This window comes from Sporomusa sp. GT1, assembly GCF_014634905.1.
In the GTDB taxonomy this organism is placed as follows: Bacteria; Bacillota; Negativicutes; order Sporomusales; family Sporomusaceae; genus Sporomusa; species Sporomusa sphaeroides.
Map to the genome: position 1 here is coordinate 424,173 of NZ_BMBX01000001.1, position 12,673 is coordinate 436,845.

Annotated in this window: 15 protein-coding genes and 1 tRNA gene; 6 read left to right on the top strand and 10 right to left on the bottom strand. The window is 47.6% G+C overall.

The genetic code is table 11. The features are described from left to right. Positions 1–157: 157 nt before the first annotated feature. Positions 158–1,105 carry a metal-dependent hydrolase gene (locus GT1_RS02220; protein WP_188397075.1) on the top strand — a complete coding sequence of 316 codons (948 nt, stop codon included), beginning with the start codon at positions 158–160 and terminating at the stop codon, positions 1,103–1,105. 74 nt (positions 1,106–1,179) lie between these two features. Here the strand turns inward: GT1_RS02220 and GT1_RS02225 are convergent, their stop codons facing one another. Genes GT1_RS02225 through GT1_RS02235 form a run of 3 tightly spaced genes read right to left on the bottom strand, consistent with a single transcriptional unit; the run spans position 1,180 to position 4,617 of the window. Next, on the bottom strand, positions 1,180–2,553 hold the full coding sequence (locus GT1_RS02225) for a VWA domain-containing protein (RefSeq protein WP_188397076.1): 1,374 nt from the start codon (positions 2,551–2,553) through the stop codon (positions 1,180–1,182). Next, positions 2,550–3,410, bottom strand: coding sequence for a MoxR family ATPase (locus GT1_RS02230; RefSeq protein ID WP_075754660.1), 861 nt, complete (start codon positions 3,408–3,410; stop codon positions 2,550–2,552). Before GT1_RS02230 ends, GT1_RS02225 begins: the two co-directional genes overlap by 4 nt. Positions 3,411–3,432: 22 nt before the next feature. Continuing rightward, positions 3,433–4,617 (bottom strand): amidohydrolase family protein, encoded by a 1,185-nt coding sequence (locus tag GT1_RS02235; protein ID WP_188397078.1) that lies wholly within the window; start codon positions 4,615–4,617, stop codon positions 3,433–3,435. Between the two features lie 181 nt (positions 4,618–4,798). Here GT1_RS02235 and GT1_RS02240 point away from each other — a divergent pair. The 3 genes from GT1_RS02240 (at position 4,799) to GT1_RS02250 (ending at position 7,276) form a co-directional block, all read left to right on the top strand. Continuing rightward, positions 4,799–4,874 (top strand) — tRNA-Ala (locus GT1_RS02240). A gap of 152 nt (positions 4,875–5,026) precedes the next feature. Continuing rightward, complete coding sequence (locus GT1_RS02245; protein WP_075754656.1) at positions 5,027–5,614, top strand: YqaA family protein; 588 nt, start codon at positions 5,027–5,029, stop codon at positions 5,612–5,614. Positions 5,615–5,941: 327 nt separating this feature from the next. Then, positions 5,942–7,276 carry a hemolysin family protein gene (locus tag GT1_RS02250; protein WP_223226003.1) on the top strand — a complete coding sequence of 445 codons (1,335 nt, stop codon included), beginning with the start codon at positions 5,942–5,944 and terminating at the stop codon, positions 7,274–7,276. Positions 7,277–7,375: 99 nt separating this feature from the next. On the opposite strand, the gene GT1_RS02255 is transcribed toward GT1_RS02250, so the two are convergent. Beyond that, positions 7,376–7,564, bottom strand: a complete 189-nt coding sequence (locus GT1_RS02255) for a hypothetical protein (RefSeq protein ID WP_188397082.1) — start codon at positions 7,562–7,564, stop codon at positions 7,376–7,378. Positions 7,565–7,703: 139 nt separating this feature from the next. Here GT1_RS02255 and GT1_RS02260 point away from each other — a divergent pair, with 139 nt between their 5' ends. Both GT1_RS02260 and GT1_RS22485 read left to right on the top strand, forming a co-directional pair. Then, the gene (locus GT1_RS02260) at positions 7,704–7,904 is read left to right on the top strand and encodes a hypothetical protein (RefSeq protein WP_075754650.1); all 201 of its coding nucleotides are present in this window, start codon (positions 7,704–7,706) and stop codon (positions 7,902–7,904) included. A 58-nt stretch (positions 7,905–7,962) separates the two neighbouring features. Further along, the gene (locus tag GT1_RS22485) at positions 7,963–8,091 is read left to right on the top strand and encodes a hypothetical protein (RefSeq protein WP_255430392.1); all 129 of its coding nucleotides are present in this window, start codon (positions 7,963–7,965) and stop codon (positions 8,089–8,091) included. A 16-nt stretch (positions 8,092–8,107) separates the two neighbouring features. Here the strand turns inward: GT1_RS22485 and GT1_RS02265 are convergent, their stop codons facing one another. The 6 genes from GT1_RS02265 to nadD form a co-directional block, all read right to left on the bottom strand. Then, positions 8,108–8,989 (bottom strand): S1 RNA-binding domain-containing protein, encoded by an 882-nt coding sequence (locus GT1_RS02265; RefSeq protein WP_188397084.1) that lies wholly within the window; start codon positions 8,987–8,989, stop codon positions 8,108–8,110. An 8-nt stretch (positions 8,990–8,997) separates the two neighbouring features. Then, positions 8,998–9,345 (bottom strand): ribosome silencing factor, encoded by a 348-nt coding sequence (rsfS, locus tag GT1_RS02270; protein ID WP_188397090.1) that lies wholly within the window; start codon positions 9,343–9,345, stop codon positions 8,998–9,000. A 133-nt stretch (positions 9,346–9,478) separates the two neighbouring features. Next, positions 9,479–10,489: an LCP family protein gene (locus tag GT1_RS02275; RefSeq protein WP_188397092.1), complete on the bottom strand. Its 1,011-nt coding sequence runs from the start codon at positions 10,487–10,489 to the stop codon at positions 9,479–9,481. Between the two features lie 170 nt (positions 10,490–10,659). Next, positions 10,660–11,220, bottom strand: a complete 561-nt coding sequence (yqeK, locus tag GT1_RS02280) for a bis(5'-nucleosyl)-tetraphosphatase (symmetrical) YqeK (RefSeq protein ID WP_075754642.1) — start codon at positions 11,218–11,220, stop codon at positions 10,660–10,662. Positions 11,221–11,562: 342 nt separating this feature from the next. Further along, the gene (locus GT1_RS02285) at positions 11,563–11,814 is read right to left on the bottom strand and encodes an RNA-binding protein (RefSeq protein ID WP_075754640.1); all 252 of its coding nucleotides are present in this window, start codon (positions 11,812–11,814) and stop codon (positions 11,563–11,565) included. Between the two features lie 119 nt (positions 11,815–11,933). After that, the gene (gene nadD, locus GT1_RS02290; RefSeq protein WP_075754638.1) at positions 11,934–12,548 is read right to left on the bottom strand and encodes a nicotinate-nucleotide adenylyltransferase; all 615 of its coding nucleotides are present in this window, start codon (positions 12,546–12,548) and stop codon (positions 11,934–11,936) included. Positions 12,549–12,673: the final 125 nt, after the last annotated feature.

A 12,673-nucleotide genomic window follows, 5' to 3' on the forward strand; every position in this document is an offset into this window, starting at 1 on the left:
AAATTTGGTTTGCGTCAATATAGATAGTATCTAATAAAGCTTTGCAGCCGCCTCACTTGCTTGCCTGCAATTACCAATAGACCACCTCCCCGTCAGCTGTGATATAATTAGCAAGTATTGATATGTTATGTCACCTAGTTGGGGAGGTTTCGATCGCATGGATACTTTCTCCCATGCCTTGCTGGGTATTGCTGTTGCAGGTTTATCAGGACACCCGTTAAGCATTGGCGACCCTATTTATGTAGCAAGTATTATCGGTGCCCAGGCACCTGATTTTGATGTAATTGCCAGCGTCCGGGGAAAACTCGCTTTACTCCGTCAGCACCGGGCTTTCTCGCATTCCATCCCCGGGCTTATCCTGTGGTCAGGTTTGATTACTGCCGGCTTTTTCTTAGCGTCACCAGCGACAGCACCTGTTGACGTTTTTGTTTGGTCTTTTCTCGGAGGTCTGTCACATAGTATTATGGATTTTTTTAATGCCCATGGCGCAGCCGTCTTGTGGCCATTTAGCCGGGAACGCAAAAGCTTCAGTCTGTTAAATGTGTTTGATCCGTTACTGCTAATCATTATGCTTGCCGTATTTGTTCCAGGCTTTCCGGTGCGGGACACTTCCCTGCTCTTTTTTGCCGTAACCGGTTTGTATATTGCGGTAAGATTTGTACTTAAGCTACGCGCAACCAATCGGTGCAGACACCATTTTGGCAGTAATGCAATTATGCGAATGCTGCTTATGCCATCCCTTAAGAGTACCCGCTTCTGGGATTTTGTTATTGAAACCAATAACCACTATTATGTCGGGCAAATCGGTGTATTTCATCAGGCGTTCACGATTCATACCGAACTGGCCAAACAAACCTTGTCTCCGGCTGCCCAGGGGGCACAAAAAACCGTTTTGGGCGAATTTTTTTCGTCGTTTACGCCGTTTAGCTATTTTACCGAACATCAGGATCACCAGCAACATGCTAAATTTGTGCACATTTATGATCTGCGTTATTTTTTCAATCAGACCTTCCTGCATAGTGCCACGATTATTTTTGGCAGCGATCAACAGCCCTGTGATTCCTACATTAAGACCTATGGGCAAAAAATAAAAATACCCTGTTAAAGCCAAGCCTGTTTCATGTGCTGCCCGCCTGCAGCGTCCATATTCTTTACTGTGGAATATACTAGTCGGCCCATTTATAGAATATGGCTGGCTACATTGGTTAATTGCTCCAAATTGCGGCATTCAAACACTTGCCGGCAATATGGCAAATACTCTTGCATGAGACAGTCTCCGGCAAACCACTCTTTCTCCGGCAGAGGATTCAGCCAGTAGATGGCCTCAGCCTGTTCGGCAATTTTAGCCAGTTCGTCCGCCCCGCCCGGATGCCAGTTATTCCGGCCATCCCCTAAAATAATTAGTTTAGTGCGGCTACTAATGGCCGAAAGCTCATGCCGGGCCAGTTGTTCAAAAACAAAATCATAACGTGACAAACCTACCCGGCGGTTAAATCGGTCGCGTAAATGCCTGGCCTGCAAAAAAGCATTAACATCCTGATTTTTAAACCACTCGGTAACTTCAACGGCTTCATCAACAAACACAAACGAGCGGATGTTGGCATAACGCCTGTTAGCCGCCTGCACCAGTTGCAGCATAAACCGGCTAAACTGTTCTACCGAGTTGGAAACGTCACATAATAGCCATAAATCCACCTTACTCTTGCTCTTATCCCGGTATTTTAAATGCAGCGGGCAGCCGCCGGTGCGAACTACTTCCCGGAAGGTGCGGCGAAGATCCACCTTGCCGCGTTTGGCCCGCCGCAGCCGAATGCCAGGCCTTTCGGCCAATTTTTTGGCCAGTTTGGCAATCTCCTGCTCCACGGTGATAATTTCTGCCGCAGCCAGGCCATCAAATTCCCGGCGCCTGATGTTAGCATACTCAACCAGCTGCACGATATGCTGACGGCCAAATTGCCTGACCGCTTTACGCTCCAGTTCCCGGCGGATAAGTGCCTCCAACTGAGCAAACAGCTTTTGCCAATTCTGAAACCGGCCTTCTTTCATCTGTTTATTTACATATTGACGCTCAATTTTGTTAACGGCTTCAAACCATCTGAGTTTGACCTGAACAGCCCGCAGCTTTTGCGATATTTCTTCCGGCTCTGCACTGGCAAGAGCTATATCTCTGGTAAATTGCCTGGCCAAGTCTTCCAGCACAACGGCCGGCTGACTATCAATGGTTTCCAGCAGACCTTCGGCATCGCCACCGGCGCCGGCTGAACTGCGGCCACTGCCATCAGCGGTAGCGGCTTTAATTGTCAGCAGTTCCTGATTATGAGCCGCTTGTTCGGACGCCGGCGGTGCTAAATCAAAATAAAGATCAAATAAAGCAGCAAAGACCGGCCGCTCCCACATGCTTTTGACCAGCGTGGTTTCCAGCACGCCCCGCAGCAGCACCGGGTTAAAGCCAATGAGTTCGGCCGACCGCAGGGCATCGGCGGCTTCCATGGTGGTTACCGTTAGACCGGCTTTCCGCAGTAAACGGACAAATTCGACAATCAAATGTTTCATGGCTTAAGTAAATATGGCAGCTTATCGGCGACAAGCTCACGGTCTTTGGTATATTTGAGCAGTGCGGTAAGCGTAGCGCGGACTGCTTCTGGCGTTAATTCGCCGCCAAAAAGATGCATGGATAATGCCCAATCAATACTCTCGGTAACACTGGGCGGCTTCTTGAGCGGCTGTTTGCGAAGATTTTGAACAAATTCGACAAGCTGATTGGCAAACTTCCGGTCAATTTGCGGAGCATTCAACTCAACAATCGCCATTTCCCGTTCAAAATCAGGATAATCAATGTGAAAATGCAGGCACCGGCGGCGCAGCGCATCACCTAATTCCCGGGTGCTATTGGAAGTCAGCACAACATGCGGCCGGGTAACGGCACTTATGGTGCCAAGTTCGGGAATGGTTACCTGCCAGTCAGATAAGGCCTCCAGGAGGAAGCTTTCAAACTCCTGATCGCTTTTGTCAATCTCATCAATTAAGAGCACCACCGGTTCCGGACTGGTAAGCGCCGTTAGCAGCGGTCGTTTTAGCAGGAATTCCTGATCAAAGATCTGCTGCCGCCCTGTTTCCCAGCCGCTTTGCGCCAATGCCTCAATCTGGATGTATAACAGCTGTTTTTGATAGTTCCACTCATACAGCGCCTTGCTTTCGTCAAGACCTTCATAACATTGCAGACGGATAAGCCGCCGGTTGCGCAGCCGTGACCACGCCTTTGCCAACTCGGTTTTGCCAACACCGGCCGGCCCTTCCAAGAGCAGCGGCTTCTCCAGGTTCTCGGCCAAATACATTGCTGCCGCTAAATTATTATCAGCCAGATAGCCGTTTGCCGCTAAGCCGGCTTTCAGGTTCTCAATTGCTTCCATCACTACCAACTCCATTAACTGATTATTGAGCCACCCCATCCTTAAATACTTTTACAACATTTTTTATACACGCGATATCGGTTAGCGGATTGCCGGCCAGCACCAGCAAATCTGCCCGTTTACCCATTTCCAGGGTCCCAAGTTCCTGATCGGCACCTATCGCCTGCGCCGCTAAGCCGGTAGCAGCCTGAAGCACCGCAGCGGCCGGCAAGCCACACTCGGCCAGCAAATAAAGCTCCCGCCAGATATCACCATGCTCTACCCCGAGTGCTCCGGCATCAGTACCGGCAACAATCCTGGCACCTGACCGATAGGCCCGCACTACCATCGCTTTATGCCGCAAGTATACTGTCTCAATGCCCGCCGGCGGCAAGGTCCTGGTCTGATGGGTACGGCCATAGTCCAGCATACGCTCAAACGGCACCAGGGTGGGTATCCAATACACAGCACTGTCAGCCATGATATCTGCCGTAGCTTCATCAATTAGCGCCCCATGCTCGATGGTAGCCACACCGACAGCCAGTGCCTGACGCACGCCGGCTATACCGTTTGCGTGTACAGCAACCTGCCGGTTTAACCGCTGCGCTTCATTGACGGCTGTCTTGGCTTCTGCCAGCGACAGTTCCACAATACCGGCGTCTTGGGCAACAAAGTTGACACAGCCTGTCATCATAAGCTTGATGCAATCGGCACCGCTTCTGACCTGTTCCCGCACCGCCTTAACCATTTCATCCGGTCCGTCAGCCTCCCGCCCGCCGGCATAATGAAAATGCCCGCCGGTTATGGAAATAGCTTGTCCGGCCGTAAACACTCTGGGGCCCGGAATAGTTCCCTGATTTACAGCCTTTTTTAAAAAGGTGCTTATCCCGTAGGGGCCGCCTAAATCACGAACCGTCGTTACGCCCTGACAAATGGTTCGCCTTAGGTTATTGACCGCCCGGAGCAGTGTTGTTTCCTTATCCTCCTTCCAGCGCAAAGTACGTGCTTTTGCATCTGAAATGCCTTCCAAAAATAAATGGACATGAGGATCAACGAGACCTGGCATAACGGTGTACTGAGTATAATCAACGGCTGCGGCCACACAGTCAGCAGCAAAATCGCCGGCTTGACCGATACCGGCAATGCGTCCCTGCTCTACAGCCAAGTAACAGGTCTCGCGGCAGCGGCCTGTTCCCTCTATTAGCAGACCTATCTTAAACAAATTCATGCTCGTCCTTCTTTCCCACACCTGACTTTGCTTGTAAAATTTAGCTGAGTGTACATTTTCACAGTATTCTTCATGCTGCGATTAAGTCCCTGCCGCTCCCGGATTTTTCTGTAAAATTCTTGACATTATCTTGCCAGATAAGTATAATTACAATGTAATTCAGTGTAATATTATAAAATTTGGGGGTATAGCTCAGCTGGGAGAGCGCTTGAATGGCATTCAAGAGGCCAGCGGTTCGATCCCGCTTATCTCCACCAAGCAAGAAGAATTAACTGTTCATCTGGTTAATTCTTCTTGCTTTTTTATCCTGCACTGCTCCGGGTTAAGTCCGCCTGCCATTTTATCCACTCCTTACCTTGACTGACGCCCGGATGTAAGATAAACTATTTAGAAGGAGAGGAGCGTGTTAATGGAATCGTTAGTAGAAATACTTTTGGAATGGGGTTTTCCCGGTCTCTTACTTGCCGCTTTTACAGAATCCTTTATATCGCCGGTGTTGCCTGACCTGCTTCTCATCCCATTAGCTTTAGCAAATCCGCACTACGCCATATATTACGGGCTAGCTGCCACGGTTGTATCTGTCTTAGGCGGTTTAGTTGGCTATGGCATCGGTTTAAAAATCGGCCTGCCGGCCGCCCGTAAGTGTATGCCGGCCAAATATCTGAGCAAAATACACACCACTGTGGAAAAAAATGCGCTGCTGGCAATATTTCTAGCTGCTTTGTCCCCTATTCCGTACAAGTTTGTCAGTATCACAGCCGGAGCGTTAAGAATAAATATGTCAATTTTTTTAATCATTTCTTGCCTGGGCCGCGGCAAACGTTTTTTACTGGAAGGTGTGCTTATCTATTATTTTGGCCCGCAGGCGGTGGAAATGTTTACCCAGCACAAAGATGATATGTTGATCATTTCACTCATTCTCATTGCCATCGTCGGTGTGGTGACTTATATTATAAAAAGAAGTAAAAAAAACGATACCGTGATTGATGAATTGTAATATCCACTGCCCGCTGCAGTCAAAGCCAGCGGGCAGTTTATTATAAGGAGGTTTAGCAACGAGATGGCCATCATGATCATCCTATAGCAACCGCGCGTGTTTGATACTGTGCATAAAAGGATATGATATGACTGTACCTGTACATGAATTTTACTTTATCCAATGGCTAACTCGCTTTAAGACTCCCGCCTCTTTAGGTGGGAGTCTACCCCTACGGGCACAGGCGAGCGACTAAGCCTCTGGATAATTCCGATTAGGATTCAGATGAGGTTAAAACCCCACCCGAATCAAGTCTACATTTATCAAAGGGAGAGTGCTATTGTAATTTTGGACACAGCTTCGATTGGTACCGAGATTATAATTATCCTTGTTCTTATTTTAGCCAACGGGCTATTTGCTATGACCGAAATGTCCATTGTTTCTTCCCGTAAAAGCCGTTTAGAAAGTATGGCCACCAGCGGCAGTAAGGGCGCGCAGGCCGCCATTAAGCTGGCAGAAGACCCTACGCCATTGCTATCCGCCGTACAGATTGGGATTACCCTGATTGGCATATTGACAGGCGCTTTTGGCGGAGCCAGATTATCGAGCTATCTTGTCGTACCGTTAAATACCATCCCCTTTCTGCGCGGTTACAGTGAGGCCATCAGCCTTGCTATTGTCGTTGGCATAATCACCTATTTATCGCTGATTATCGGGGAACTGGTGCCGAAAAAACTGGCGCTCAATAACCCTGAGCCAATTGCAGCAGCCATTGCCAGACCCATGTCTGCTTTTGTACGTCTTAACCGTCCGCTGGTCCATTTGTTAAGTCTTTCGACAGTTATGGTAATGAAGCTGCTTGGAACCAAAGCGCCTGATGAACCACCGGTAACAGAAGAGGAAGTCAGGGGACTGATTGGGCAGGGAGCACAATATGGTGTCTTTGAAAAATCTGAACGCGAAATGCTGGAAAAGATTTTTATTCTTGGCGATATGCGCGTCGGTGCTCTTATGACGCCCCGGACCCAGATCAAATGGCTGGATCTTGAAGATAATGATCAATATAACCTGCGCATCATCCGCAACTCTAACCATCTGTTTTTTCCGGTAGCTCGCGGCAGTTTAGACGATATAATCGGCGTTGTTTACTCTAACGAACTCCTGGCAAACTATATTCCCGGAGTGCCCTTACGCCTGGAGGAGGCTGCCCGCCAACCGCTCTATGTTCCCAAAAACACCCCAGCCCTGAAGGTTCTGGAAAAAATCAGGGAAACCGATGTATATGTGGCCCTGGTAGTTGATGAATATGGCGGTATTTCCGGTTTGATCAGCCTTTATGATATTGCTGAGCACATTGTCGGTGATATGCCCTATCTTGGTGAAGATGAAGATCCTGATGTCATCATTCGTGATGATACATCCTGGCTGGTAGATGGTATGCTTTCTGCCGAGGAATTGAAAGAATTACTGGATGTAGACCATTTTCCCGGTGAAGAAAGAGGGTATTTTCAAACCCTTGGCGGTTTCATTGTCTCTTTCCTTGGCCGCATCCCGGCAACTGCCGAAAGTTTCGAGTGGAACGGCTATACCTTTGAAATCGTTGACATGGATAAGGCCCGGGTTGACAAAGTGCTTATTACCCGTCAGTTGCCACAGGTACATGGCGATCGTTCAACAGAATAATAACATAGCAGCCCTGCGAATTTGCAATTCGCAGGGCTGCGTTCTATTTATAGCGAAAACATGGCTTGACCTTTGGCGGAAGCAGCCACCAAACCGGTGCTAAAAAGTTCGCATTGACGGAGTGCGTTTTTCATTAATTGTATGAGCATACTCCTCAAGCTGTGTGCTTAACGTGCTGCTGGCTGTTATGATCTCGGCATCAGCCGAATTAGAATTCTGCATAAGTTCATTAAGCTGCTGCCTAAGTGCTTTAACCTGCAGAGAAATAGTCTGTAACTGCTGGTCCATGCAATATTCCTCCTTATTGTCTTGTATTTATAGTCTTTCCCTCATCATAAAAAACATGTAAGCATTGGGATTAGCAATCATTGTCGCTCATGCTTATTTTGCATCCGGGAAAACTAACACCAGCACAGGAGGTGATAATTTGACAAAAAAGACTGGCTTCTGGAACGGCAAAAACATGGCCGGCGAATCACATGCGGGTGTTAAAGGGTTAATCAGTGAAGGGCCGCGCACAAGCCCTACCCAGTCAAAATATCAGGTAAGCACAGATACCGTCTCTGCCACTGACCTCCAGGCCAACGCAGAAGCTCCGGATACTGCTGGCAAACACACCCCTGGCTGACCCAACAAAAAAAAGCGGTAGTTGTGCCGCAGGCAAACTTTTAAGGAGGGATTATTCTATGGCTGACAAACAGACAAGGAAGGCAAACAATACCAAGAGCAATGAACTTGCCGACAAAATGCATCCCACCGACAAGCCTGCCGACAAAAAAAAGCATGCACCTTGCAAAAACTCCCTTCCCACTTAATAAATAATGAAGGTGGCTATTCGCCACCTTCATTATTTATTAAGTAAGTCCAGCCCTCTTTCTGTTCAATAAGCCGGTCTTTGAACAAACGGCCCATCGCACGTTTAAAGGCCGCCTTACTTATATTAAATTTTTCCTTAATGATCTCCGGCGGTGAATTATCACTATAAGGCATCTGACCGCCCCTGCTGCGAAGCACCTGCAGTATTTTGGCGGTATCCTCGTCCATGGCATTTTCTTTGGCCGGACGCATGGATACATTGATGCGGCCGTCTTCTCTGATATAAGTAACCCGGGTGTCAAGTTCAGCACCTACCCGGGGCCGTTCTGTCATCTCATCATTGTGCAGGAAGGCAATAAACCGGTCTTTAGTAAAAAGAAAGGCGCCCTGCTCATTATAATTGTATACCGACCCGGTTACCATATCACCGACTTTAACGCCTTCAGCCGGCCGGGAAGCCTGTCTGAGTTCGTCTTCCACCTCCATAGTAACAGCCGGACGGCCGGACTTATCGCGATACAGCTTGACCCACACTTTTTCACCGCGGCGCGGCAGGCCCCGCCTGCCGGCATGCGGCATGAATACACCCCGTTCAGCGCCAATATTGACAAAAGTGCCGTCACGGGTCGTGTTAATAACTTCCACTCTGGCGACCTGGCCTTCACGCATTTGCGGCAGGCGCATACTGGCCGTCAGCCTGCCTTTGGGATCTGTATAGAGGTATACCTTAACAGTTTGTCCTACGGCAACAGGTTCTGTCTGTTGGGCATTATGCAGCAAAATATCATCACTGGTATTGCCTGTACCGGCGTCTAAAAATACGCCTAAGTCACTTTTCCGTACCACTGCCAGCTCTACTACATCACCAGGCCTGAATGCATGTTTATTTCTATCCATACTCACACCTAACCTTGGTAAGACATTTGTTTGGCATCGCTCCACAACCGCTCGAGATTGTAAAATACACGGTCATCTTCCACAAAAATATGGGCCACACAACTGCCATAATCGAGTAGCACCCATCGCGCTTCCCGGTATCCTTCTTTACGCAACAGCCTAATGCCTTGTTCTTCCATCTGTTCCACAATGTTATCGGCAATGGCTTGTACTTGGGTAGTTGAATTAGCGCTGCAAATGACAAAGGAGTCAGTAACTGGTGATATTCCCAGCAAATCCATAATAATGATGTCACGCGCTTTTTTGTCGCTGGCAGCTTTGGCCGCTAATTCAGCTAAATTATGATTATCAATCATCGGTTAAACATTACCTCCTGGAAACTCTTCGTTATAGCTTTTTCTTTCCAAAATTATTTTATTCGGACCAGACAGGCCAGTTTCCTGCCTAAAAAGGGTAAAGCCTCAAAAATAAGCTTTACCCTCGAACATTTTAGTTGTTTCTGGTGCTGGCCGGACTTGAACCATCCCTGGATATGCCACCGGCTGCCTTTTTAGAAAAAAACATTTTTTCTATTACCTGTGTTGTCTGCTCGGTATTCGGCACCCAATAGCTCAAGCCTTCGATGGTGGCAAAATCACCTGGCAGCATTTCCGCATTAAAATTATTTGAGTCAAAGCTTTTGAGACTATTGGCTACTTTGGCCATAGTTATCACCGACATATCGGTATCAACATATTGATTAAGGGTACTGACAAGTGCGGGTACCTTTAAGAGAGTGCCCACCTGCATGGTCTCTTTAGCCAGGGCTTTTACAAAACGCTGCTGTCGCTGCACCCGGCCAATATCACCAAGTTCATCACTGCGGAATCGAACATATTGCCCCGCCATTTCACCATCTAAATGCTGATAGCCTTTATCAATATCTATCGTAAGATCAGCGTAAGGGTCACGATAGTGCATATCATGCTCGACGTAAAGATCCACACCACCTAAAATATCAATGACTTTGATAAATGCCTGCCAGTCAATTACTACATAATAATTAACCGGAATATGCAAAAACTGCTCCACGGTGCTGCGGGCAAGTTCAGCGCCGCCATAAGCGTAAGCATGGTTAAGCTTGTCATAGCCCTTGCGTCCGGGGATGTTCACCTTAGTGTCACGCGGCAGGGACAACAAATTGATTGTGCCATCATCCGGATTAAGGCTGGCAACCATCATGGTATCTGATCGTCTGGCCTTATCATAAGGGTTTTCATGATCTTGATCATCAAGACCTAAGAGTAGGATATTGACTCTGTTCTTAAGTGTTTCCGGCGGACGTTCGGTAGACTTTACCACCGGCGTTACTGCCGGTACACGAGCCATACTAAGGTATGCATAAACAGTGGCTCCCGCAATAGCCACTACCGCCAGCAGCAGCAGCACCAGCAGAATAAGAATGCGATCCCAGCGAATTTTGCGTCGCCGCTGTCTTGTTTTATTGTCTGCTTCGTTCATGGTATCATCTCCTCTCCAAGAGATAACAGGACCAACATCGGCTTCCATCGCCGCCAAAGGCTCGGCGCAAGCCGTGTTTTCTTTATCCTGATAGAAAGTATAACTTTCGCCTGGATAAGGGCAACATCGGCTTTCGCCTTCGCTGAGACTCGGCGTAAGCCGTGTTTTCTTTATCTTTGTAATAAATAATTACGGCCTTCTATTGTGGCCGGATGTATAAGCAAGCCTTGCTCAATAACATAGTAAAGGGACTGATCAAAGGCGGCAAGCAAAGCCGCATTAAGATCGGCGTCAGCTAAACGGCGAAGCTTGTCTACCCCGGGAAACTTCCTGCCCGGTTCTATACAATCAGCCAGATAAATGATTTTTGCCAAGGTTGACATAGTACGCCCGCCAGTAGTATGAAGCCTAATGGCAGCCAGAATATCAGGATCATCGACCCCATATTCCGTGTTGGCCAGAAATGCGCCGACCGGCGCGTGCAATAACACGGGTTGGCAACGTTCGACATCATTCATCACTATAGCAAAAGCTTCTGCCTTTTGCAATAGGCTATCGCTGGAAATGTTGCGGGCACAGTCATGCAACAGCCCGGCCAGGCGGGCTGTTTGTACATCTACGCCAAATCTGCCGGCAAGTTCACCGGCAGTCTGACTTACTCCCAATGAATGTTGAAAGCGTTTGGCAGACAATACTTGTGACAGCTTGTCCATAGCCTGGTTATACTCCATGATTTGACACCACCTTGTTGTTCTTATTATAAAGTAGACTTAGCTTCAGGGTGGGGTTTTAAACCCCATCTGAAGGTTAGTCGCTCTTATCCAGGGGCTTAACCGCTCTTAAACTCCCACTTTTAGAAGACGGGAGTCTTAGAGCGGGTTAGTCATCAGATAAAATTCGGCAGTTTTTTGCAAAAATCCTCTTACATATATAGTATCCAACAATTGCAGGCAGGTTGTGCAATAAACTGCTGGCTTTGCTGAAAGAGGCAAATAAAAAACCTCCTAAATATATAGGAGGTTAATATATAGGGTTACAGTTTATTATAAACTACAAGCTGCTACACCGGCCTTTTACCCTTGCCGTGGCTTAGCTTCATTGACAACGATTTGCCGGCCGCCGACTTGAGAACCATTCATAGCCTCGATCATTTTGTCGGCATCAGCGTCCTCTACTTCTACAAACCCAAACCCACGGGAACGTCCTGTTTCCTTATCCGTGATGATTCTGCTCGAAATTACAGAACCATGTGGGCGGAAAGTATCTGCAAGCTCTGTGTCTGTAGTAGTCCAGGGCAGATTGCCGACATAAAGTGTTTTTGCCAAAGGGAATCACCTCCGTTACCTCAGGATACTTTTAAACAAAATAAGTTTTACGTTAACATTATTTGCAAAAGCACGGTATTTATGCCTGCCTGATTCTACCTTTTTAAATTGGCGGACTACTATCGGTACAAGCCTTCCTTGTAGATGTAAGCTTCCACACTTTCCGGCACGATATATTTAATCGACCGCCCCTTCTTCACCCGTTCACGAATATCGGTTGAAGATATTTCAAGCTCCGGTGTGGCCAGCCGCTGAATGCTGCGGCGTCCTTTGGCGCCAAACTGTTTTATTACCTGATCAATATAACTGATGCAGCCCGGCCGGGTAGCGGCCACAAAGAAACATAAATCCAGAAGCTGGTCGATATGCCGCCATGTGGGCAAATCTTTTACCGCGTCGGCACCGGTAATAAAATAAAATTCGGTACTGGCACCATAGCAATCAATTAATGCTCTGACAGTATCAACCGTATAGGAGGGACCGGAACGCTCAAGTTCAATGCCTGACACAAAAAAATGGGGATTAGAATAGGTAGCCATCACTGTCATAATATAACGGTGGATGGCTGGCGTAACCAGTGATTCTTGTTTATGCGGCGGATTGCTGGCAGGAATAAATAAGACTTTATCCAGGTTGTATTCAATACGGACAGCTTCCGCCGTTACTAAATGACCGACATGAATAGGGTCAAAGGTCCCACCCATAATACCTACTTTAGCTGTTGCGCACACCATAGTATCTGCCTTTCAAAATATCCAAAAAATCCAAATTCACTTTCATTATAGCAAATGCTTGTCACCATGAAAAGATATTTAAGTGCTGCACCACAAAGCTTGGCTGCTTTTATCCGGAGACTTAA

Coding starts and splice junctions, on each gene's coding strand:
- GT1_RS02220 (WP_188397075.1), top strand. CDS start 158: ATGGATACTTTCTCCCATGCCTTGCTGGGTATTGCTGTTGCAGGTTTA.
- GT1_RS02225 (WP_188397076.1), bottom strand. CDS start 2,553: ATGAAACATTTGATTGTCGAATTTGTCCGTTTACTGCGGAAAGCCGGT.
- GT1_RS02230 (WP_075754660.1), bottom strand. CDS start 3,410: ATGGAAGCAATTGAGAACCTGAAAGCCGGCTTAGCGGCAAACGGCTAT.
- GT1_RS02235 (WP_188397078.1), bottom strand. CDS start 4,617: ATGAATTTGTTTAAGATAGGTCTGCTAATAGAGGGAACAGGCCGCTGC.
- GT1_RS02245 (WP_075754656.1), top strand. CDS start 5,027: ATGGAATCGTTAGTAGAAATACTTTTGGAATGGGGTTTTCCCGGTCTC.
- GT1_RS02255 (WP_188397082.1), bottom strand. CDS start 7,564: ATGGACCAGCAGTTACAGACTATTTCTCTGCAGGTTAAAGCACTTAGG.
- GT1_RS22485 (WP_255430392.1), top strand. CDS start 7,963: ATGGCTGACAAACAGACAAGGAAGGCAAACAATACCAAGAGCAATGAA.
- GT1_RS02265 (WP_188397084.1), bottom strand. CDS start 8,989: ATGGATAGAAATAAACATGCATTCAGGCCTGGTGATGTAGTAGAGCTG.
- rsfS (WP_188397090.1), bottom strand. CDS start 9,345: ATGATTGATAATCATAATTTAGCTGAATTAGCGGCCAAAGCTGCCAGC.
- GT1_RS02275 (WP_188397092.1), bottom strand. CDS start 10,489: ATGAACGAAGCAGACAATAAAACAAGACAGCGGCGACGCAAAATTCGC.
- yqeK (WP_075754642.1), bottom strand. CDS start 11,220: ATGGAGTATAACCAGGCTATGGACAAGCTGTCACAAGTATTGTCTGCC.
- nadD (WP_075754638.1), bottom strand. CDS start 12,548: ATGGTGTGCGCAACAGCTAAAGTAGGTATTATGGGTGGGACCTTTGAC.